At 54.1% G+C, this 23,269-nt stretch carries 21 protein-coding genes; 20 read left to right on the forward strand and 1 reads right to left on the reverse strand.

The window, feature by feature from the left end; all coding sequences use genetic code 11:
• Positions 1 to 133 precede the first annotated feature (133 nt).
• The 20 genes from AC0T7J_RS23355 (at position 134) to AC0T7J_RS23450 (ending at position 21,770) form a co-directional block, all read left to right on the forward strand.
• The gene (locus tag AC0T7J_RS23355; RefSeq protein WP_473797741.1) at positions 134 to 412 is read left to right on the forward strand and encodes a hypothetical protein; all 279 of its coding nucleotides are present in this window, start codon (positions 134 to 136) and stop codon (positions 410 to 412) included.
• 543 nt (positions 413 to 955) lie between these two features.
• A complete protein-coding gene (locus AC0T7J_RS23360; RefSeq protein ID WP_473797744.1) occupies positions 956 to 1,441 on the forward strand; it encodes a terminase small subunit-like protein in 486 nt (161 codons plus the stop codon).
• Positions 1,410 to 2,858 (forward strand): phage terminase large subunit family protein, encoded by a 1,449-nt coding sequence (locus AC0T7J_RS23365; protein ID WP_473797747.1) that lies wholly within the window; start codon positions 1,410 to 1,412, stop codon positions 2,856 to 2,858. The genes AC0T7J_RS23360 and AC0T7J_RS23365 overlap by 32 nt, the downstream gene beginning before the upstream one ends.
• A gap of 2 nt (positions 2,859 to 2,860) precedes the next feature.
• Positions 2,861 to 3,133 (forward strand): hypothetical protein, encoded by a 273-nt coding sequence (locus AC0T7J_RS23370; RefSeq protein ID WP_473797750.1) that lies wholly within the window; start codon positions 2,861 to 2,863, stop codon positions 3,131 to 3,133.
• Between the two features lies 1 nt (position 3,134).
• On the forward strand, positions 3,135 to 4,790 hold the full coding sequence (locus tag AC0T7J_RS23375) for a portal protein (RefSeq protein WP_473797753.1): 1,656 nt from the start codon (positions 3,135 to 3,137) through the stop codon (positions 4,788 to 4,790).
• A gap of 17 nt (positions 4,791 to 4,807) precedes the next feature.
• Positions 4,808 to 5,092, forward strand: coding sequence for a Bbp19 family protein (locus AC0T7J_RS23380; protein ID WP_473797755.1), 285 nt, complete (start codon positions 4,808 to 4,810; stop codon positions 5,090 to 5,092).
• Positions 5,085 to 5,765: a hypothetical protein gene (locus tag AC0T7J_RS23385; protein ID WP_473797758.1), complete on the forward strand. Its 681-nt coding sequence runs from the start codon at positions 5,085 to 5,087 to the stop codon at positions 5,763 to 5,765. The genes AC0T7J_RS23380 and AC0T7J_RS23385 overlap by 8 nt, the downstream gene beginning before the upstream one ends.
• A gap of 14 nt (positions 5,766 to 5,779) precedes the next feature.
• On the forward strand, positions 5,780 to 6,778 hold the full coding sequence (locus tag AC0T7J_RS23390) for a major capsid protein (RefSeq protein WP_473797760.1): 999 nt from the start codon (positions 5,780 to 5,782) through the stop codon (positions 6,776 to 6,778).
• A gap of 11 nt (positions 6,779 to 6,789) precedes the next feature.
• Positions 6,790 to 7,488 carry a Bbp16 family capsid cement protein gene (locus AC0T7J_RS23395; protein ID WP_473797762.1) on the forward strand — a complete coding sequence of 233 codons (699 nt, stop codon included), beginning with the start codon at positions 6,790 to 6,792 and terminating at the stop codon, positions 7,486 to 7,488.
• Between the two features lie 55 nt (positions 7,489 to 7,543).
• The gene (locus tag AC0T7J_RS23400) at positions 7,544 to 8,146 is read left to right on the forward strand and encodes a phage connector family protein (protein WP_473797765.1); all 603 of its coding nucleotides are present in this window, start codon (positions 7,544 to 7,546) and stop codon (positions 8,144 to 8,146) included.
• On the forward strand, positions 8,147 to 10,456 hold the full coding sequence (locus tag AC0T7J_RS23405) for a phage nozzle protein (protein ID WP_473797768.1): 2,310 nt from the start codon (positions 8,147 to 8,149) through the stop codon (positions 10,454 to 10,456). It abuts the gene before it with no gap.
• Positions 10,453 to 10,896: a hypothetical protein gene (locus tag AC0T7J_RS23410; RefSeq protein ID WP_473797771.1), complete on the forward strand. Its 444-nt coding sequence runs from the start codon at positions 10,453 to 10,455 to the stop codon at positions 10,894 to 10,896. The genes AC0T7J_RS23405 and AC0T7J_RS23410 overlap by 4 nt, the downstream gene beginning before the upstream one ends.
• Positions 10,871 to 11,350 (forward strand): hypothetical protein, encoded by a 480-nt coding sequence (locus AC0T7J_RS23415; protein ID WP_473797774.1) that lies wholly within the window; start codon positions 10,871 to 10,873, stop codon positions 11,348 to 11,350. The genes AC0T7J_RS23410 and AC0T7J_RS23415 overlap by 26 nt, the downstream gene beginning before the upstream one ends.
• A 7-nt stretch (positions 11,351 to 11,357) precedes the next feature.
• Entirely contained in the window at positions 11,358 to 13,964 is a 2,607-nt protein-coding gene (locus AC0T7J_RS23420) for a hypothetical protein (protein WP_473797777.1), read from the forward strand.
• A complete protein-coding gene (locus AC0T7J_RS23425; RefSeq protein ID WP_473797780.1) occupies positions 13,961 to 15,631 on the forward strand; it encodes a hypothetical protein in 1,671 nt (556 codons plus the stop codon). The genes AC0T7J_RS23420 and AC0T7J_RS23425 overlap by 4 nt, the downstream gene beginning before the upstream one ends.
• Positions 15,631 to 18,171: a hypothetical protein gene (locus AC0T7J_RS23430; protein ID WP_473797783.1), complete on the forward strand. Its 2,541-nt coding sequence runs from the start codon at positions 15,631 to 15,633 to the stop codon at positions 18,169 to 18,171. Before AC0T7J_RS23425 ends, AC0T7J_RS23430 begins: the two co-directional genes overlap by 1 nt.
• A 240-nt stretch (positions 18,172 to 18,411) precedes the next feature.
• Positions 18,412 to 19,257 carry a hypothetical protein gene (locus AC0T7J_RS23435; RefSeq protein ID WP_473797786.1) on the forward strand — a complete coding sequence of 282 codons (846 nt, stop codon included), beginning with the start codon at positions 18,412 to 18,414 and terminating at the stop codon, positions 19,255 to 19,257.
• A 9-nt stretch (positions 19,258 to 19,266) separates the two neighbouring features.
• On the forward strand, positions 19,267 to 19,551 hold the full coding sequence (locus tag AC0T7J_RS23440; RefSeq protein WP_473797789.1) for a hyaluronate lyase N-terminal domain-containing protein: 285 nt from the start codon (positions 19,267 to 19,269) through the stop codon (positions 19,549 to 19,551).
• A 9-nt stretch (positions 19,552 to 19,560) separates the two neighbouring features.
• Positions 19,561 to 20,187 (forward strand): hypothetical protein, encoded by a 627-nt coding sequence (locus AC0T7J_RS23445; RefSeq protein WP_473797792.1) that lies wholly within the window; start codon positions 19,561 to 19,563, stop codon positions 20,185 to 20,187.
• A gap of 8 nt (positions 20,188 to 20,195) precedes the next feature.
• Entirely contained in the window at positions 20,196 to 21,770 is a 1,575-nt protein-coding gene (locus tag AC0T7J_RS23450) for a glycosyl hydrolase family 28-related protein (protein WP_473797795.1), read from the forward strand.
• A gap of 25 nt (positions 21,771 to 21,795) precedes the next feature.
• Here AC0T7J_RS23450 and AC0T7J_RS23455 read toward each other — a convergent pair whose 3' ends face one another.
• A complete protein-coding gene (locus AC0T7J_RS23455) occupies positions 21,796 to 23,268 on the reverse strand; it encodes a hypothetical protein (protein ID WP_473797798.1) in 1,473 nt (490 codons plus the stop codon).
• Between the last annotated feature and the right edge of the window lies 1 nt (position 23,269).

Here is a 23,269-nt window from a genome sequence, read left to right on the forward strand (position 1 = left end):
CAGTCGATTCGCTCTGCACTCAGGATTCTGTTATCCGCACCCACGGTAAAGACGCCGACCTGATGGACATCCGAACCGTCAGGGCGATTAACGATCACAACGACCTGTGGGTGAAGTTGTGCGGAGAGCCCAAATGAACATCCTCAAGCGAGCCTGGCTATGGCTCATCACCAAAAAGGAAAGCGAAGTGAGCGAACCAATTACTGACACCCCTGTTGTGACAACTGACCCGGCAGCAACAGCAACTACAGTCACCGAAGGCAGTGCCACCGTCACTGCAACACCTGCGGCAGAATTAAAAGCAGGCGTGCAGGATTTTGAAGCTGCACTGGCATTCGTTGAGAGTGGCGTAGCGCAACTGGGTGCAGCGGCGAAAGATGAGCTGAAAGCTCTTGCGAAGAAATATCTCTGACAGGTGTTAATGCTGCGCGATGCGGGCTAGGGCCTGCTCAGCTTCATTCAGGCTCATTCCGCCATGAACATTAGCAGGAAAGACAGTATCGCTACCTGAGATGACCCAGATACCTCTGTGGGCTGGATGGCGTGACAACTCCTGACCTGCCACGATCGGGAATGCCTTATCCACAACACACACGCAATAACCGTTGATGCTGTGGATTATGAGCGCCCACTGAGGGCGAGAGCTGATTGATGCCCTCCTGATGACTACAGCATGGTCCATGGGAATTGCTCACAGGTGTTATCAATCCATGGATGATAACTGAAATTCAGCATCTGAAGAATCACCCCAGTCAATCCCTCTGGAACAAAGCGCCCTGACTTAAGTATGAAGCGTCCGCATAGCGGAATCCTCCCGTGAATTCGGTCAGCAAGCGCAAGGGGTAAGCAGGGTTATAGGTGAAAGCCGACTTCCCCGACATGCGGTGAACGCCCACCGTGCGAGTTGCAGGCGTGGCACTCTGAGAGAAGAGGTAATCAACCAAAAGAGGAATTTATGGCGACCGAGAAGAAAATGGGCCGCCCGACTGACTACCTTCCGGAAGTAGCTGAAGACATCTGCAACCTGCTTATGCTGGGCGAGAGTCTTCGCTCCATCTGCAAGCGTCCGGGCATGCCTGCAATCAGAACTGTTATGTACTGGTTACAGAGACACGAAGACTTCATGCAACAGTACGCGCGCGCACGCGAAGTCCAGGCTGAATTGCTGGCCGAAGAAATCATCACGATTGCGGATGACAGCAGCGGCGACGTCATTGTTGATGACGATGGCAACGAGCAGACGAACCATGAGCGTGTAGCCCGTTCGCGACTTCGTGTTGATGCCCGCAAATGGTATGCATCAAAGCTGGCACCTAAACGCTATGGCGACAAGGTGACGCATGAGCAGAACATCACAATCACTGACCTGACTGATGAAGAGTTAGATCGCAAACTCCTGGAGCTAACCAATGCAAAATCTCAGCCGGGAGCAGAAGATTGAGCTGGTAAAGCTGCTGGAAGAGAAGAAGCGACGCGAGAACGTTTATCGCTATCGTGGCTTCTATCAGTCGCGTCACCCATGGCAAAAGCGATTCATTGCCAGCACCAAAGAGTATTCACAGTCAGCCCTCATCGCTGCAAACCGCGTTGGTAAAACTGAGACAGCGACGTACATCGATGCCATCCACGCGATGGGTGATTACCCGGACGAATGGACTGGGCACAGGTTTGACCATGCGCCGCTTATCTGGGTGCTGGGCTACTCCGGCGAGAAATGCCGTGACCTGCTTCAGACGCCTATCATCGGGCGCAAGACAGACAATGGCTGGGAAGGCGGCCTGATACCCGGCGAGCTGATTACCGGCGTTGAAGCCATGACCGGCACGCCAAACGCTGTCCGCTCCGTATACATCCGGCACAAGTCAGGAGGCACAGCAAAAATTCAGTTCTGGTCCTACTCTCAGGGCCAGCACGCATTAATGGGTGACAGCGTCGACTGGTTCCACATCGATGAAGAACCCAAAGACCCCGACATATTTCCGCAGGTGCTGACGCGTACGGCGACTGGCGATCGTGGTAATGGTGGTCGTGGCATCCTGACGTTCACTCCAGAGAACGGTAGGACAGACCTCGTTATCGGTTTCATGGATACACCCAGCGCCGCACAGACGTGTATGAACGTTGGCTGGGATGATGCTCCACATCTTAGCGAAAAAGTTAAGGTGGAGCTTCTCGCTTCGTTTCCTGCGCATCAGCGTGACATGCGAACAAAAGGTATCCCGATGCTGGGCCACGGTCGAATCTACGACCTCGCCGACGATGCAATCATGTGTCAGCCGTTCCCATGTCCTGACCACTTCTTCGTTATCAACGGGCAGGACTTTGGCTGGGACCATCCGCAGGCTCACGTTCAGCTGTGGGAAGACCGGGATGAGGACATTGTCTATGTTGCTCACGTCTGGAAGGCCCGCGAGAAGAAGGCGGATGAGGCATGGAGACTGGTCAAGCGCTGGTCTGAGGGCGTACCGGTTGCGTGGCCTCACGATGGCCTGCAGCATGAAAAGGGTGGCGGTCAGCAGCTGAAAGAGCAGTACAAGGCTGAGGGATTCAGGATGCTGGCAGAGCATGCCACATGGCCGGACGGCAACTATAAGGTCGAGCCTGGCATCCATGAGATCCGCGAGCGCATGCTTGATGGCAAATTCAAGGTGTTCAGCACATGCCCGGAGTTCTTTGAAGAGTTCCGCATGTACCACCGCGATGAGCACGGCAAGATTGTGGCGATCAACGATGACGTGCTGTCAGCGGTTCGCTACGCCTACATGATGCGCCGGTCAGGCAAGCAGATGTTCAGCATCAAGTCACCCCGCAGAAAGGCTCGCGTAGCCACCACAGAATATAACATATTCGGGAGTTAACCATGGGTATCGAAACCGGCGCTCTGGCTGCATACGCGGCCATTGCTTCTGCTGCCGTGGGCGCAGGCACAGCAGTTTACTCAGCATCACAGAACAAAGCGCCAAACGTGAAAGATGCGCTGGCACCGAACGCTGATGCGGCAACCGCCCAGGCAGATGACATGCTTCGCAAGCGTTCGCGTCAGGGCATCAACGCCAACATCCTCAGCGGCTCAGGCGGTGCGGGTAACGTGGGCGCATCTTCTACCGGACAGAAATCACTCTTAGGCGGTTAGCATGGCGAAGGAAAATGACGAGCTGCTTGACCAGATACTCCGCGACCAGTCGACAATGGAAACATCCCGGTCAGCATGGGAGCAGCTCTGGCAGGAAGTAGCAGAGCGTTGTTTGCCCCGTGGTGCTGACTTCAAGGGCGAGATTCGCGACGGTCAGAAGAAATCGGATAAGGCTATCGACTCAACGCCCATTGTTGCGCTTGAGCGCTTTGCTGCGGCGATGGAATCAGTCATTACTCCTCGCACGCAGACATGGCACGGCCTGCAGAACGAGCGATTCAGTGATGACACCGAGGTACAAGAGTACTTCGAGGAAGTCACAAAGGTTCTGTTCCGGCTGCGATACGCGCCATGGGCCAACTTCGCTAACCAGATGAGTGAGAACTACATCTCACAGGGCGCGTTCGGCAATGGCTGCATGTACGTCGATGAGCTGCCAGGAAAGGGCATGCGCTACCTGACGTATCACCTTCGTGAGATTTATTACGAAGAGAACTATCAGGGCATCGTTGACCTCGTTCATCGCAAGTTCAAGCTCAATGCCCGCCAGGCTGTTCAGCAGTTTGGCAAAGACAATCTGCCCGAGAGTATCCAGCGTGCCTCTGAGTCAGCGCCGATGAGCAAGTTCGAGTTCATCCACCGCGTCTGCCCGAACACTGAAATCCAGTTCACTGATGATGGCAAGCAAAAGCAGGACCACACAGGCATGCCGTGGGCGTCCTACTACATCTGCAAGGAAGGCCGGAAGATTGTCCAGCAAAGCGGCTACCACACGATGCCGTACTGCATTGGGCGCTACTACAAATCACCTGGCGAGACCTACGGGCGCGGACCGGGTATGACAGCACTGCCTGACATCAAAGTGCTGAACGAGATGAACCGTGAGACGCTGATTGGTGCGCAGCTTGCCAACCGGCCGCCGATTCTCGTTGCCGATGATGGCGTGCTGGACACGTTCAACCTGACGCCTGCAGCAATCATCCCTGGCGGCATGAGTTCGAACGGCTCACCGCTGGCCGCGCCGTTTACCTCCGGCTCTCAGCCTAACCTCGGCCTTGAGATGATGGACCAGAAGCGCCAGCTGATTAACGATGTGTTCCTCGTCACGCTGTTCCAGATTCTGGTGGATAACCCACAGATGACGGCGACAGAAGCCATGCTGCGCGCTCAGGAGAAAGGCCAGCTGATGGCACCTACTGCCGGGCGTATTATGTCCGAGCAGCTTGGCCCGATGATTGAGCGTGAGATTGATATCTGCGCCCGTAACGGCCTGCTTCCTGACCCGCCTCAGCAGCTTATCGATGCCGGGATGGAATATGACATTGACTACAAATCCCCGCTGGTTCGCATGCAGCGCGCAGAGCAGGGGCAGGGCATCCTTACCACGCTGGGTGTTGTCAGTCAGGCTGCACAGTTCGACCCGAGCGTTCTCGGCCTTGTGAAGTACGGCAAGGCAATCAGGGAGCTGGCAGATATCAACGGCATGCCATTGTCTCTGCTGCTTACCGAAGAGGAAGAAGAACAGGCTAAAGCAGCTCAGGCACAGCAGGAGCAGCTGAACAACCTGCTTAGCGCCGCGCCGAACATCGCGACCGCAGCTGACAGGCTGGCCTCGGCTAACCAGAAAGCCAACACGCCACTACCCGCACCGCAATAACCACCCGAAGGAATGACATGAGCAGATTAATTCTGAGGCGTGCGCGCGCCTTCAGGGCGGTGTTCGGCACCACCGGGAAACGCACTAAAGAGCAGGAGATTGTGCTCAAGGTGATTGGTGATTTCTGCCGGGTGAATAAATCCAGCATCACGGTATCACCCATCCACCGGCAGGTTGACCCTCTGGCAACGTGTGTTGCTGAAGGCCGCCGTGAGGTGATGAACCGCATCTCTCAATATATTCAGCTCGACCAGGAAGAGCTGATCCGAATTATCAACGAGGCAGAGAAAACCGATGTTTAACATTCGTGACCTTATTCGCGTTTACATGAACGAAGCCGGTGAAGCCGACCAGTCTGGCGCAGGTGACGCTCAGCAGCCTGGCACCGAAGCGCAGCAGCAATCAACCAGCACTAATCTACTGGGCGGTGAAGAACAGCAGCAGGCCGCTGAGCCTTTTCTCTCTGCTCTGCCGGCAGAGGGTGATGCAGAAGGTTGGGGCAACGTCTGGAACAAACTCGGACGGCCTGAGACGGCTGATGGCTATGAGCTGCCAGTGCCGGAAGGTGACAGCGGTGAGTTCGCCGGCGCTGCCAGCGGAAAGATGCATGAGCTGGGTTTGAACAAGGCGCAGGCTCAGGGCATCGCTGAATGGTACAACAGCCAGCAGTCGCAGATGGTTGAACAGTTCAATCAGCAGCGCGAACAGCAGGCCACAGAGAATGTCGCCGCCATCCGCAAGGAGTGGGGCAATAACTTTGACAGCAATGTTGCGGTCGCCAACAAAGCCATCTCTGCGTATCTGGCACCCGAAGCCATTCAGGCGCTGAAAGATAGCGGGCTGGGTAGCAATCCTCACTTCGTCAAAGCATTCCACAAAATCGGCCAGTCGCTTTCCGAGGCGAAGGTCATCAATGGTGAGTCGTCTCAGAGCGGACCCAAATCAACAGCTGACATCTTCTACGGAAGCAACTAAAGGAACCATAACCGATGGCTATTATTGGCAATAACTGCCTTACCCTGGCTGACTGGGCTAAGCGTCAGGATCCTGACATGAAGCAGGCCCGCATCATTGAGATGCTCAACCAGAAAAACCCGATTCTGATGGATATGCCGTTCATCGAATCCAACGCACCTACTCACCACCGCACCACCGTCCGCACCTCTCTGCCAGCAGCAGAATGGCGTCGTATCAACAAGGGCGTTGGCAAAGGCAAGTCAACCACAGCGCAGGTTGATGAAGCTGTTGCCATCATGGAAACCTACTCTGAAGTTGATAAAGAGCTGGCTGACCTGAACGGCAACACCGGCGCGTTCCGTTTGTCTGAGGCTCAGGCCTATCTCGAAGGCATGAACCAGCAGATGGCATCAACTCTGTTCTATGGCGACAAGTCGAAGGACCCTGCGTCGTTCGATGGCTTTGCTACGCGCTATAGCGAGTTTGACGCACAGAACGGTAAAAACATCATCAATGCTCACGGCACTGGCGATAACCTCACCTCCATTTACATCGTGGGCTGGGGTGAGCAGACCGTTCATGGGCTGTACCCAAAAGGCTCGAAAGCAGGCCTGAGCCATGTCGATAAGGGGCAGGTGACGCTTCAGGATGCTGATGGCAACCAGTACGAAGGCTATCGCGATCACTTCCAGTGGAAGACCGGGCTGGCTGTCCGTGACTGGCGCTACGTGGTGCGCATCGCAAACATCGACGTTACCAAGATGCTGGACGAAAAAGCCAATGGCAAATTCGCGACAGACCTGGTGCGCCTGATGATTGCAGCAACGCACATTCTGCCAGACCGCAGCGCTCGCATGGGCATCTACATGAACCGCACGCTGGGCGGTTTCTTTGACATGCAGGCGGTAGAGAAACCGTCTCTCGGCCTGAACATCATCAAAGATACCGAAGGCCGTCCATGGACTGATTTCCGTGGCATGCCGTTCCGCGAAACTGATGCCATTATCGATGGCGAAACTGCTGTAGCGTAAGGAGCTAAGCAATGGCAATTCTTGATAATGAGCTGACGTTTTCGAACGCTCAGGCGGTCACTGCGACCGCCGTATCAACCAACGTGGTTGACCTCGGCGTCGATCGCGATATCGGCATCGGCGAGCCAGTCTATCTGGCACTGCAGGTGGGGACTGCTTTCGCAGGCCTGACTTCACTCACCGTTACGCTGCAAACCAGCCCGGATAATAGCGCCTGGTCTACCCTGTATCAGTCCGCTGCGATCCCCGTAGCAGACCTGACCGCAGGCGCGCAGCCTGTGCGTGTGGTTGTGCCATCACGCACTGAGCGCTATCTGCGCGTCAGTTACACCGTGGCAGGCACCGGCACCGCTGGCACCGTTACAGCATCACTGCTGCTCGGTCCGGATGGTTATCGCGCTTACCCGGCTGGTTCACCAACTCCTGACTTCTCAGCGGTCACTAACGTTTCCGTTACCGGTGTAAGCGTGAGCCCGACCACTGCAAGCGTGGCCGTTGGTGCCAACGTAGCCCTGACTGCCAGTGTGTCACCTTCTGACGCGAGCAACTCTGCAATCTCTGCAACCTCATCTAACACCGCTGTGGCAACCGTGACTCGCTCCGGCAATACCATCACGGTGAAAGGTGTTGCTGCAGGTACGGCGACCATCACCGTTACTACTGCAGACGGCGGACACACCGCAACAAGCACCATCACAGTTACCGCATAGTAACTCTGGTGTATCAGACACAGCCCTCTCCGGAGGGCTTTTTTAATGGTGAGATATGACTACCAAGATAATCGTCATAAACCGCGCTTTAGTGAAGCTGGGCGAAGAGCGCCTGATGAGCGAGACGGACAACAACAAAGCTTCACGGACCATCGAGGCGATTTATGACGGTTTGCTTGAAAGCCTGCTGCGCGACTTCCGCTGGGCGTTTTCTATCAGGCGTGCAAAGCTCGCAGCCCTGAATGAAGCGCCAGCCTATGGGTACTCACATCAGTATCAGCTTCCGTCTGATTTCCTCCGCATGGATGAGGTCACGAACAGCGCATTAATGAGCACGCTGTCATATGCAGTTGACCAGCTTCGTGATTCACCCTGGCAGATTGAAGGCCGGAAGATACTGACTGACATTGAGGCCCCGCTTCATCTCCGCTACGGCGCGAAAGTAGCAGATCCTTCTCAGTGGGATAGCTCGTTCGCTGAGGCGTTTGCCTGCCTGCTGGCCTATGAGATGTGCGAATCCATAACACAGTCATCTACCAAAAAGCAGGCCGCATGGCAGGACTTCGAGGCTGCAATCAAAGCAGCCCGCTCAGCAAGTGCTATTGAGCGACCACGCATCAAGCAGCAGGAAACATCCTGGTTAACATCGAGGTTATAAATGCCATCAGCTTCCCCATCACTCAATAGCTTCAATGCCGGTGAGTTTTCCCCGCTGATGATGGGGCAGACCAACTTCGAAAAATGGTCATCCGGCGTTAAATCGATGCTGAACTTCATCCCACGCTCTCAGGGACCAGCAGAGCGCCGCGGTGGCACATACTTTGTCTCAGAGGTGAAAAGCTCAGACCAGAAAGTATGGCTGGCTAAATTCGAGTTCAATACCACCGAGGCATTCATCCTTGAGTTTGGGCCGCAGTACATCCGGTTCTATTCTGACCACGGCGTGGCACTGAATGCATCTGGCGGAACGCTTGAGGTTGCCACACCATTCACTGCCAGCGAGCTGACTAACAGCGACGGCGGTCTGGGGCTGTCAATGGTTCAGAGCGGCGATGTCATCTACATCTGCACGCATACCGGCAACTTGCCTCCCTATAAGCTGTCGCGCGAATCAAACACCAACTGGACTATTGAGGCGTTCGACTATTCCGGCGCGCATGGACCGTTCCGCGATATTAACTCAGATCGCACCATCACCGTTCACACCGACCAGTTTCGCATCTGGTCATCTGACGGAGCGACCCGCCCGGATGGGACGCCGACAACAACCACGCAATGCACAATCACGGCTAACTCGGCCATCTTTGACGCATCGCACGTTGGTGGACTTTTCTACATCGAGTCCAGTACCGATGCTGTTACGGATGGTACAGGCAAGAACGGCTATATCCCTTCGTGGGAAGCAGGCACAGACGCAACGTTTGCGGCAGGCATGTTCTGTCGAAGTGACGGAAAATATTACGAAGATATGGACGGCAGCAACACCGGTGCCACCCAACCGACATGGACATCCGGAGCACATCGTGACGGCTCTGCAAATGCGGTCCTGTGGCGCTACTCCAACGGCGGCTGGGGAATTATTCAGATCACTGCCGTCGCCAGCAGCACACAGGCAGTCGGTAAAATCCTGACCGAGCTGCCCCCAAGCGTGCGCGGCTCAACTGGCAATACCTACAAATGGGCTTTCGGTGAGTGGTCTCAGAAGTATGGATTTCCCACTAAGGTAGCCTTCTACAAGAACCGCCTCCTGTTCTCAGCTCGTGGAAAGCTATGGTTTTCCGTAGCGTCCGACTATGAAAACTTCACCACCATGACAAATGGCTATGAGGTTCAGTCCGACGACGCGATAAACGTCCAGATTGAAGCGGACTCGACCAACACCATTCAGTGGCTGGCTCCCGGCTCATCCCTCCTGGTTGGTACCGCAGGCGGCGAACATTCCTGCTCACCTTCAACCACAACGGCTGCATTCGGCCCGGACAACATCCAGATAACCAAAGAGTCATCCTACGGCTCAAAGGGCGTCACAGCGGTACAGGTTGGCGCTACGTCGATGTTTGTTCAGCGCGCTGGATGCAAGGTCAGGGCAGTTCTGTCTGACTTTGAAAGCGGTTCCTATAGCACCAGCGACGTGACAATCCTAGCGGAGCATATAACCCGTGCTGGCATTGTAGACATGGCATGGCAGCAGGAGCCTGACTACGTGCTGTGGGTTGTGCTCGCTGATGGCTCACTGGTCGCAATGACGTATAACGATGAGCAGAAAGTCACAGCCTGGCATCGTCATGATGTGAATGGTGACGTGGAAGCCGTGTCGTGCATTCCTGACCCTGACGGGATAAGGGATGACTTGTGGATTGTTGTTAAGCGAACCATTAACGGCGTGACAAAACGCTATGTCGAATACCTGAGAGCGGCGTGGGATGCATCGACAGAATCGCTCTCCGAAGCTTTCTATGTTGATTGCGGGCTGACGTATAGCGGGACGCCTGTAAAGGAGGTCTCCGGGCTTTCACACCTTGAGGGCGAGACAGTCTCCGTGGTCACTGACGGCGCTGTTCATCCAGAGGTCGTGGTGACTAGCGGAAGCGTCTCACTTGAGACCTCAGCATCTGTCGTCCACGTGGGCCTGCCATACCGCTCTGAACTTGTCACTCTGCCTCTTGAGGCTGGCGGCACATCAGGCACCGCGCAGGGCAAAACCAAACGCATCAGCAAACTGACGCTCAGATTCGTGAACACGCTGGGCGGCAAGTCAGGCCAGCTTGGTGGCAACTACCTGGACACCATTGAGAGCCGCGACTACTCGGATCTGATGGATAACCCTCCGGCAGCCTTTACTGATGACCGGGATATCGATTTCGCTGGTGGCTATGACACTCAGGGGTGCATCAGGGTGGTTCAGGACCAGCCTCTACCGATGACGCTGGTGGCGATTTACCCTCGTTCATGGACAACAGGCGAATGAAAATAATCCCCTTTGAACCGCAGCATCTGCTCGACATCGTTCCGCAGAAAAGCCAGGCATCGCTGGAGAGAACGCCTGAGCGCGCTCAGCAGTTAGCCAGCTACAACAGCTTCACTGGTGTAGCTGGCGATCGCGTTGTCGCAATCGGTGGCCTGGTTGAGCTGAACCCAATCCGTGCCTACCTGTACCTTATTGTCACGGAAGACATCACACACCAGTGGACTCAACTTTACCGGGCGGCAAGGCGGCTTATTTCTGCTGGGCTTACTGACTATATCAGGCTCGAAACAATGTCCTCCTTTCCGGAGGCTGAGCGATGGCTTGAGCTGATCGGGTTTGAGTATGAGGGAACCATGCGCCGCGCAGGGCCAGATGGTGAGGACGCCAAAATGTACAGCATAGTGAGGTCTGGCGATGCAATTTACACAGGCAGTAAATAACAACCCGGCCGCATGGTCATCTGTCGCGTCATCCGGCCTGAACAGTGTGAGCGCGATGGCTCAGGGATATACGGCATCACGCAACAGCAGCTACAACGCCTCATTGCTCGACCAGCAGGCGCGGACCGTTGCACTGCAGACCGGTTCTCAAACCGCGCAGATTCGCAGGCAGGGCGACCAGGCTCTGGCCGGTCAGGCGGCAGCGTTCGCTGATAACGGTACCGGTTCGGGCGGGAGCAACGCACTCATTCAGCGCTCCACTGCTATCGACACTGAAATGGATGCGGCCACTGCTGACTATAACGGCAGAATGCAGATGGCTGAGCTGCAGAATCAGGCGGCGGCACAGCGGGCACAGGCGAAAACACAGCGGCCAGGCCTGGCCAGTCTGCTTGGTGGTATCAGCGGCGCGGCAGGCAGTTACTACAGCACATCGGCAATGACAAAACGGTAGGTTAATAATGGCACGAATTCCGGTATACGATCGTCAGGTAGGGTTACGCGCTGGCGGGCCATCTCCGGTTAACCTGCCGTCGCAGTCAACTGATACTCAGATGCTCCAGCAGGGAGTAAACTCTTTTGCCGATGCAGCTGTGAGGCTTCAGCAGCAGCAAAACTCAGTCCGTGGCACGCAGTACATGACTGATTTTGTTAACTCTCAGTCATCTCTTGGGAAAGCATTGAATGATGCCCAGCAGCAATCGAAGGATGGCATCGACTATATTCCCGCCTCGCAGCAGCTGATTAAGCAGCATCAGGAAGATTTCTTTTCTCAGCACCCAGAAATGAGCGATGCCGAAAAGCAGGACTACACACTGCGTTGGGCGCAGTCACGCGGTCAGCTTGAGAACCAGGCGATCAACTGGGGGCAGAATCAGGCTAAGCAGATTTCAGTCGCTAACCTGAATGACAGTGCATCAGCAGTCGGCAATGCCATTTTGCAGGACCCTAACTCAGCCAAAGCACTGGCCGTAGCTCACTTGCAGGCGATAGACCAGAGCGATCTGGACCCGGCAACTAAGGCTGAGATAGCCAGCCGTTCACGCAACATGTGGGCGCTTTCGGCGGCGCAGTACGGCATTCAGAAAGACGCACAGCATGTAATCGACCAGCACGGAGCATTTCAGGCGGTGCAAACTGCGGGTGCAGGTGATGGCTCAGCAATGCCATCTGGCTCACCATCTACGCTGGCAACCCGAAACAACAATCCGCTGAACATCCGCTTTAGCAGATCGAATAACTGGGCGGGGAAGGGCGGTGATAACGGTACTGGATTCGAGCAGTTCGACACACCAGACCACGGTTTCCGCGCAGGAATTAAGTTGATGCGTAACCACATCAACAACGGCAACGACACGCTTTCCAGTTTGATCAGCAAGTGGGCTCCGGCTGGCGATAAAAATGACCCTGCTCAGTATGCGCAGTCAGTGAGCCAGCAAACCGGAATCCCTGTCGACGCCAAGCTCAACCCGAATGATCCACAGCAGATGACTGCTGTCGCCAAAGCAATGGCGCATCAGGAAGGCTATGGCGCTCCGGTAAGTGATAGTCAGTTAAGCAGGGCGTGGTCAGCGCAGAGCGATCCAAATCAGCTTGCTCCCGGCGTGCCGTGGGGGCAGTTAACGCCGCAACAGACAAGCGGAATCATCAATCAGGCACAGGCTAAGGTAGACCAGCAGAATACGCAGCGCCGACTCCTGATGCAGGACCAGATGCGCAATGACACTGCCCTGATTGAGTCTGGCAACCCAGTTTCAAACCCAATCAGCCGTGAGCAGTGGATGAGCACCGCGCCGCACGACGCTACGCCGGAGCAGCTGACCATTCTGGATAAGCAGTTCCAGCAGTACGCACTGCTTAACCAGCTGCAGCCCATCTACTCCGACATCAATACGAAGTCGGCAGGAGAAGGTCTGGCATCGGTACAAAGTATCAGGCCAACAGGAAGTGAAGATGATTTTGCCTTCAGGCAGCAGCGTTATCAGCAGGCAGTCCAGAAGTATCAGCAGGTAATTGGAGCCAGAGAGAAAGACCCTGGCGGCTGGCTGGCGCAAAACTCTCCTGAGGTAAAAGCGGCTTATCAGACCTATCAGCAGGACCCATCACAGGGTGCTCTACTGGCTCAGGCCATTCTGGTGGACAAGTCACGGCTTGGCATCAAAAGCAAAGACGTTCTGCCTGACACGCTGGCTGATGGCATCCTGCAGCAGATTGATACCAGCAAGGAACAGAGCGTTACCGCCATTCAGAATATCGCAGGTCAATTTGGCCCGTATGCAGACCAGGTGATGCAGCAGGTACAGAAGAAAGCCGGTCCTGTTCTGCAGGTGGTAATGGCAACTGATAACCCGCGATCGGCAAATACTTTGTGGCAGAACCGTAACGTGAAGACGGGCGACATCAAAGACGCCATCAACACTGATAACAAGGGGGCGTCTGACACTGCCGATAGCGAGTGGGCCGGACAGTCAAAGGACTTTGCTACCACGATGGTTAATCAGCCCGGCGGAATTGGCGTCTGGAATAACTTCAACGAGCAGGGGCGTCGCCTTACCTATCTCAATATTCAGAAGGGGATGAGCCCGGGTGACGCAGCGAAGCAGGCCTATCAGGATGTTCTCGGTTCGCAGTATCAGACGCAGGGATCATGGCGGCTGCCGGTTAAATACGGATTGGATTTGAGCGATGTCCGGGATGGCGCAAATCATTATCTGGAAAACCTGAAGGCAGACCAGATTATGCCGTTGCATGGCGACCCGCGCCTGGGTGATGAGATAAACCGGCAGCAAAGCCTGTCTCGCATTCGTGATAATGCAGAGTGGGTAACCAACGCTGATGAGACCGGACTTATGCTGACGCTTAATGGCCTTGTGGTGAATGGTAGTAATGGATCGCCAATCACCGCTAACTTCAATGACTTGTCCAAAGCCGGCCAGCAGAACCGCGGTGTTATGAACAGCATAGGTAAGTTCTTCTCAACGCCAACCAAGTTTGACGCCAAAAAAGGCGGCATGACGCCGGAGCGCGCGTTGTTCGGTGATAACTTTCAGCAAGGAGTACAGCGTTGACGATTTACACACAAGACCCTGGTCAGGGTATTAACCAGCCAATTGGCAATGCTCAGTCCGGTCTTGGTGAATCGCTTGCTGCTACTTTCGAGCAGGGGTTTGATGAAGGCCCGTTTAACTCTGCATTGCGCCTTAACCGCGCTTACGGACAGTTAAACGACGCCTCATCCGCGATGGTGTCGAAGGAGCATGCAGACGCTGCGCTGAAGCAATACGGCATTAAGAGCATCACCATTCCGGATGAGGGGGTGACGCAGACCTATCTGGACAACGTGGTATCTAACCGGAAGGACACACTGGCGAAGCAGCAGATCGCCGCTGCCGCACCATCTGGCTTTGTGGCCACGCCTCTTAACGTAATGGCAAACCTCGCTGGCGCAATGGCGGACCCGGGCAACCTTGCTCTGGCTCTGGTGCCGTTCGCTGGTGAGGCGCGCGCAGCTACATTACTCGGACGGGCTGGTGAGCGATTTCTACAGGGTGCCGCAATGGGTGGCATCCAGACCGGTGCAACTCTTCCAACAATGGCAATGGCATCGGCGGCAGAGGGTGATGATTTCACGCTGGGCAACGCCATGGAAAACCTTTTCTATGGTACGGTCGGAGGCGGCTTTCTTCATGCCGGAGGCGGCGTGATTGCCGATCTGGTTCGGGGGCGCAGGCCCGCCGTCACTGCTGAGTCGCCACTTGAAACTACCAGCCGTGCTGAACCTTTTTCTGAGCCGGCATCACCTAACCGAGCGTCATCTGCTGAGCCTGACAATGCATCGCCGCTGCTTGACCAGACTATAACCCGCGAGGCTGATAATTACGCCTACAGCCGGGCATATGATGACGTAATATCCGAGTATCAGCAGTCACTTCAGAACCTGCAGCAGGGCCGCGTCGATAACGTTGCTGACCTGAGAGCAGAGGTTGCAGCAAATGAGCATTCAGCCAGTCAGCTTGACTCCACGCTGAAAGCACGCACGGAGCAATACCAGCAGCAGCGCATGAAATACCGCGATGCGCGTCAGCGCGCCCTGGCTGATATCGAAAGCGAGAAGCAGTCACTGTCATCGCGCAACGACGAAATCAATCAGGCGCTGGATAGCAACGCAGCAGCGGAGAAAGCGGCGGGTGAGCTAAGCGCTATCGGTCGTGGCGAGATACCTGATGGACTGGCAGGAAGAATCAGTGAGCGAGCAGTCCAGATTAAATCCGGACTGCAGCGCACAAACTTGGCTGAAGGTGTTCGCACCGCGGCGCAGCGAATCGACGATGCCCACTGGAGTCAGCGGCAGAACGCTTTCCGCGCAGGCCTGTCGCACATGATGCAGGGTAAAACGCCAGACGTTGAGCCTTTCTTCGATATGACAGCGCCAGAACTACGTGAGCCGTCTATCGAGCAGATCCGGAAGGGGCCACGCAGCGACACCGAACCATCTACAGTGAACGCCAGCCGGGAAGCAGAGGCAGATTATCAGCGCGCCAGTCGCGAGGATGCAGACCTGCTTAATGCGCAGGAGGATTTTGAATCTGAGCTGGCGCTGGCTAAAAGTCGCGTCGATGAACTGGATTCTCCGGAGCTGCGTGAGGCGCTGGGTGAAATTCAGAAGCAGGCCAGTGACGAAAGTCTGGTTAAAGGGTATCAGGAATATGCAGCCTGTATGCTCAGGAGAATGTAATGGCTAATCAGTTTCTGACGCAGTGTGAGCAGGCTGTCAATAAGGCGGCTGGACGCGAACTGTCTGAGCAGGAAATGGAAACACTGGTGCGCGACATGGAAAACACCGTGAAGCGCATCAGGGCAGAGAACGAAGGGATTTCACTGCAGGATGCGGCGCTACGTGCAGCTGAGGACCTGGGTAACCAGGAGAAGCTGGCGAACGTCATTGAGGCACGTAACAAAGCAATTAACACCAGAGTTGCAGCAGAGCGACTGGCTTTCCTGCGTGACAGCTTCCCAGACCGTCCGGACATTGGCATGTCTGCCATTCTGGTTGGTCGTAACGAGGCTCGCACCGGCAGCCGATCATCTGCTTCCTCAGAGCAGTTTCAGCTGCGCTCTAAATACCTTTCAGGCCTGAATCATGACCTTGAACAGGCTGATGTACTGAAGTTTCTCGCAGCCGGCACAAACGACGCTGAGGTCGCAGATGCAATGTGGCGGATGGGCAAAGGCGAGACGACCGATGGGCTCCGCCCGGAGTCAGTGAAGATTGCGGAGATCATCACTAAGTGGCAGGAAGCCGCGCGCATTGACGCCAACAAAGCGGGTGCATGGATACGCAAGATGCCTGGCTATATCGCCCGTCAGGGGCATGACATGATGAAAATCCGCGCTGCAGGCTTTGACGCGTGGAAGCAGTCAATTCTGCCCCGCCTGGACAACGCGACTTTTGAGGGAGTGACGGACACTGTCGCTTTCCTGCGGAACGTCTACGACGGACTGGCGTCTGGCGTCCATCTGTCATCCGAAAAGCCTGACTGGATGAAAGGATTCAAAGGCTCGCAGAACGTCGCACGTCGTGCCAGTCAGGAGCGCGTGCTGCATTTTAAAGACGGCATTGCCTGGCATGAGTACAACCAGCAGTACGGTGTTGGCAGCCTGCGTGAGGCCATTTTTGGAGGCCTTGAGTCTTCCGCGCGCAATACCGGCCTGATGCGCGTACTGGGTACCAACCCGGAAAACATGCTCAACTATCTGGCTGATACAGTTTCGAACGATCTGCGTGGTAACGAAAAAGGCCTGCGTGCTTTCACAGATGCGCGCCGTAGTCAGATAAAAAGCCAGATGTCAGAGGTCACTGGCGCAACAAATATCCCCGGTTCAACAGCACTGGCTCGTTTTGGTTCGACTACACGAGCAGTGGACTCGATGATTAAGCTGGGCGGCGCGCTGATTTCATCATTCAACGACCTCGCGAGTAACGCGCTTGAGCTTCGCTACCAGGGCAAAAGTTTCCCGCAGGCGCTGACTGAATCTATTCAGGGGCGACTTAAGCGATATTCAGCGCCTGAGCAGAAGCAAATTCTCAGCTCGCTTGGCGTTTACGCCGACTCAATGCGCGATGAAATCCTGCAGCGCTTCTCTGGCGATGTGACTCTTCCGGGCAAGGTTTCCCGCCTGCAACGCCAGTTCTTCAAGCTCAACGGCCTGAACTGGTGGACAGATGCGTCGCGCAACACAACGGCCACAATGATTTCTCACTGGCTGGCCGACAATGCTGGCTCCGTACACGCATCGCTAAACAGCGATTTAAAGCGCGCTCTGGACCTGCACGGCATTGGTGAGGCTGAGTGGAATATCTATCGCCAGATGGATTTGAAAGGCTCTGAGGGCCGCAAATTCATGACGCCTGATGGTATTGACTCAATCCCTGACGACGTCATCGCTAAGTACGTTTCAGATCGCAACGTCAACGTAAACGAGAAAAGCCTTCAGGCAGGCCGCGAACAACTGGCTGATAAGTTACGTGGATATGTGCTCGATCGCGTCATGGTGGCAATGACAGAGCCAACAGCACGCACCCGCGCGCTGATGAAGCAGGGGACGCAGCCCGGAACGGTGGAAGGTGAGCTTCTCCGGTTCATCGGGCAATACAAGTCATTCACCGCATCTTTCATGCAGCAGGCGCTGGGTCGTGAGGTATTCGGTCGCGGCTACACACCGGCACCACTCGGGCAAAGCAAATGGGGAAGTGTGCAGAACGCACTGTTCAAAAGCGGGAAGGGTGAGATGGTTGGGCTGGCTCAGCTTTTCCTGTGGATGACCACGTTTGGATATATGTCCATGCAGACCAAGCTGATGCTGAAGGGACAGACGCCGCGCCCGGCAGACAGCAAAACATTGCTGGCAGCGGCGGCGCAGGGTGGTGGTTTAGGTATCTTCGGTGACTTTATGTTCGGTGAGGCAAACCGTTTCGGTAACGGTCCAGTGAGTTCGCTGGCTGGCCCGGTTGCAGGGAACCTTGATGAAATCGTGACTCTTTTCCAGAAGGCGCGATCCGGCGATGCCAAGGCAGGTGATGCCTTCCGATTCACAGTTGACCACACGCCATTCATCAACCTGTTCTGGGCGCGCCCGGCAATGAATTACCTGATACTAAATCAGCTGCAGGAGTCGATGTCGCCCGGCTCTCTTAGCCGGTACGAGCAGAACATTCGAAAGAATCAGGGTAACGACTTCCTTGTGCCGCCGTCGCAATTCATGCTCGGCCGATAAGTCGCTTTAATGTGGCACCTATCCACACCACAAAAGCCATCGAGTAATAGGCCCATGCGAACATCAGCACCATCGTAGGGCCTACCAGAAATCCCCACCAGTCTAGATAAGGGATAGAGATAAGAGAGAGCACGACAGCCACAATGGCGGTCATCTCAATGTCACTTGTCTGAATATTTCGCATCAACCCTCTTACCGCAGGATTTTCCTGTGGGGATTACACACGCCGGAGAAAGGCAGATGACAGTCTCATCCACCCAAAGTTACGTGGAGTATAACGCTGACGGGGTCACGGCGGCATTCACCATTCCCTTCTATTTCCTTCTGAACAGCGACATCTCTGTAATGGTTGCTGACTCAGCAGGGAGCATTAGCGAACCGGTTAATGGCACTGACTTCACCGTCACTGGCGCAGGGGATAGCGGAGGTGGGACTCTCACTTTCGGCACTGTCACCGCATCAGGAAACACCATCCTCATTTACCGGAATCCACCGGCAACTCAGGAAACCAAGTACTACGAGAACGGAAAATTCCCGGCCGCTTCTCATGAAGCCGCGCTGGATAAGCTGACCATGCTGATTCAGGAATATGGCTGGCGTTTCGACTCGCTGACACTGAGGAAGCCCAGCATCTTTGCCGGATATTACGACGCCCTCAGTAACCGCATCAGCAACCTCTCTGACCCAATCGCTGCCAGTGATGCAGTGCCAAAGCATTACGTCGATGAATCCGTCTCGGACTTCAGACAGTACGTAGACGATGAGGTTTCAGCTGAAGCTCAGGCGCGAGCTGCTGCTGATGTAGCAGAGGCCAATGCCCGGGCGGCGGCGGACGCCAACATTCAGGAACAGCTGACCGGCAACGTACCCCTTGAAGCCAGCGCCTTCTCGGTTATCTCCTGGCACAAGCAGACAGTCGATAACAGCGTCACCATCCCTCAAAACATGAATGCCTGGTCATTTGGCCCGGAAGTCACCGTCACAGACGGCCAGCAGGTAACAATATCAGAAGGCAGCTACTGGACTATTGCTGATGGTCAGCAGGTAACAGAGTCAGGTGTAGACGTCGACTATGGCGAACTTTAAGGAAATATCATGGCAGCAACTCTCCAGTTAAAAGGCGGCACCGCCGCAAAGGTCGCCGCATACACTCCGCTGGCGCGTGAAGTCGTAATCGACACTGATAATTACCGACTCTACATCGGTGATGGAACCACTGCCGGAGGTAAAGCGCTCACGGTCGCATCGGCAGCAAAATGGACAACTTCCAGAACGCTGACACTCACTGGCGCAGCTACAGGCTCAGGCTCTGTTGATGGCTCGGAAGACGTTTCGATTGCACTGACTCTGGGCGCGGTTGATCTCGGCACACTTTCTTAAGGCTGAAATATGGCTACATCAATTCAGGTAAAGCGTGGCGTCACAGCCAAGGTGGCCGCCTATACGCCGCTCAGCGGTGAGTTGGTACTTGATACCACTCTCAACAGGCTCTATGCGGGCGACAGCTCAACAGCAGGCGGGAAGGCGTTAACGGTATCAGCCTCAAATATCACCGATGTATTACCAAGGGCTAATGGCGGCACAGGGCAAAGTGACGTCTCTTACCTGCGAGCAGAGAGCACTACCGCTACGTCACTTACCGCATCCGCTTTCACGAAGCTCGTACCAACCGTGGTAACAGATACCAAGAGCGCTTACAGCAGCGGTACGTGGACATGCCCCGACGATGGTTATTATCAGGTAACCGGGTTTCTCAGATTCGCAGGAAACGGCACCGGGTATGTAAAAACGATGTTGAAGCTTGATTCGGCATCATCACCAACAACCGCATATGTGGCGGGGCAAACAGTAGGTGACTATTTCTACGGCAACAGCGGGGCGGGTGAGGCGATCATGAACCTAAGCTGCACTCTGTATCTCACCAAAGGCAGCACGTACTCGCTTTATGCCTATCACAACTACTCTGCCGCCTTGTCGGTCGCACAGCAAGCCCTCCAAATCATTCGCGTTGCGTAAGGAAAAACATGTCAACTTTAAGAGCTACAACCCTGAGCACGCTGAGTGGGCTGACATCAGTAAACATTGAAGATCTGCTGACACTGCAGAGCAGCATCAACGCCATGAAATACACTGCAGCAGGCGGCATGAGCCGTACTGTGCTGGATAAGTTTTCAGAGAGCCTGTCAGTACTGGACTATGTAACTGGTGATGGTGTCACAGATGACACTGTGGCATTTCAGGCCGCCGTTGACGAGGCTCAGAGTCTTGGCGTAGCGCTGGACTTCCCCGGCTGTAAGATTCGCCTCACTGCGCCAATCACCGTTCATTCCGGCACGACAATCATTGGTCACGGACGTGGTGTTTCTGTATTTAACCATGACCATACTGGTTCGATGTTTGTGAATTCAAGCTTCGTACAGGGATTGAAGTTTATCGATTTTGCCGTGGCTAAAACCAGCGCCAGCATGCTGTCTGAAAAATACCTTTTCGACTTTACAGCAGGCGTCCAGAGCTTCCTGGCTGAGGGGTTGATTCTCGGAAACGTCGACACGGCGGGAATTAAACTATACGGGGTTTTCAACACGGGAGAGAGCACCACCATTAACGGGAACATCGTTTTCCGTGAGTGTCTGGTGAATCAGTTTAGCGGCAGGGGTTTCAACTTCGGCATGGGTGACAGTATCTGGTTTTATGGTGGCCGAATCATCGGCACCCATGACCAGACAACGGACTGGAAAACGAACGGCGCGCAGGGCATCTACCTCAACGGCGGCATGGGCGGATTCTGGCTGTACGGCACCGACATCGTGCTTTGCAAATATGGCATGATCATCGAAGACTCCAATGGATATTCCAATAAGGAAATATTCCTGAACTCACCGTGCTTCGATTCCTGTTCTGCGATGGGCCTCGCCATTTGGGACAAGACATCATATGTCTCTGTTTCTAACATCTGGGCTGCTAGCTGCGAAGTTGCGAACGTCCACACCGAGACTGAGTTTGCTGGGCAGTTGATTATCTGTGGCGGCACAATTTACAACGCCGGGGCGAGGGGATTAAACACCTCAACGACTGCACCGCCATGCGGATGCGTGTTTAATGCGGGTGGAAAGATTCACTTGTCTGACGTTCATATCCGTAACAACGGTAACGGCGTCAGTACGGGCAAAGGCATTTGGTGTCCTTCTTCAACCGGGGTTACATCGCTCAAGCTGATTGGCATCCAGTCGTATAACAATCAGTCAGCTGACTCTCTGGGTGCGTCAACAAACCTTATGGTCGAAGACAGCTTCTTTGATGTTTCACCATCGATGATTAGCCTCAGTTCTAACCCAGGCATTCACCACGTCAGGAATAATGTGGGCTATCCGGCATCGATTGCCACGCCAGCAGTTCCGGCATCTGCTGTTGCTATGACCTACGCGGCCTCTGCATCACCGGCGATGGTCTATCTCAACGGCGGAACGGTCACCGGAGTTGCGATAAACGGGACAACAGTTTTCACTTCCTCCAACGTGTCGTTTATGCTCAGCCCAGGCGATAGCGTAACGTTAACCTACTCATCCGCACCAACATGGGCTTTCGTGTCCATCCATTAAAAAAGGGGCGCAAGCCCCTTTCTCATCATTTCATCTCAATGTATTTATTCCAGATATAAACGGTATATCCCGCTACCTCCATGACCTCGTCAGGCTTTCCATATAAATTGACCGAGGCTGATTTAATTTTGTCATCGCTTATGATGATGAATTGCTTTCTGCCTTTATACCAAGATTCCTTGCTCAGCCAGGGCATTGGTATAATTTTTTCCTCATTGTAATAAACCGGTGAAATCTGGACGTTACCGTACACCGACACTGAGGAAGCGTTCCAGAACTCAGCAAAGCCGCTATCGAGCCCACGATTTTCAAGAGCGGCCGATAGTTTGTGTGCTCTGTCGTCAGCCCGAGGCATGCTTAAAGTTTCATGAGCGTGCGCCAGAGACGCGATCAAAGCAGCGGCAATTATCAGAGCCTTTAATCTTGAGTTTAGAATCTTTGAGTAGTCCAGTCGGCTTATGAAAATAATCCCAAATATAAAAAACGGGATTATATACCTGATTGACCCCGGCCCTTGTGAAACATTGCTGAATACGAATGCGACGGGGGTTATCGAGGCAGCAACTAACAGGAAAAAATCGTCAGCCTTAAATGATTTATACTGCGACACTCTTAGGATGAAAGCGGCAATGAAAATAACGACGACAATAAAAGAAAACGGTGCCAGTGATATCGCAGCTTCCTTAATCATCAATCCGGTAAAGTTTGCATGATAAAGATTAAGCAAACCATAAAACAGGTCGGATAAATTCTTTAATATCTCATCTCCTGTTGCAAGCCGGGTTTCATATAGCCCTGGAATCACAAAGCCATGCCGGGATATGTAGTTCTTTACTATCATCGCAAGGATGAAAGACAACAGATTTATTGCGAATATGAGAATCCATTTTTTGTTTTTCACCAGACTCATATTTATGAATGATGTAAAAACGATGAAAGCGCAAGGCAAAAGAAACAAGTATGCGGCTATTGAGTCGCTCACATATATCATGGTGAGAAGCACTGTTAGGGGTATCAACGCCCAATTCATTCCCCTATCTGCATATAACCTGCACAGGTAGAGGCAGGCCAGACACGAGATATATGTCCCAACGTGTATAACTGTGTGCAGTATGTTAACAGCAAGAGCAAGCGTAGGTGTCGCCAGAAAGAAAAATACGAAGACTGATGCTGCCTTTTTATTTCTGCTTGAAGCAATTACTGACACGCACAGCAAAGTCAAATAGATCGCAGGGATAACGTGCGCGAGCTTGTAAGAGTATCCGGTGATTGATATTGCCAGAGAGTACCAGATTATCTCGGTAAAGTAGAAAGAGACAGTCGATAAGCTCCAACCCTTAAGCAGAACGTTTCCCTGTGAAATATCTTTTGCTTCGAGCAATGCAGAGGCTATGTCTGAATTCAGGTTTACCCTCATAGCCATGTGATAAAAAAATATCGTCATGGCGATCATGGCCAGCAAAGCGAGCAAAGCTTTAACCGTTAAGTTAATTTTCATA

Source organism: Pantoea sp. E956-1 (genome assembly GCF_982223955.1).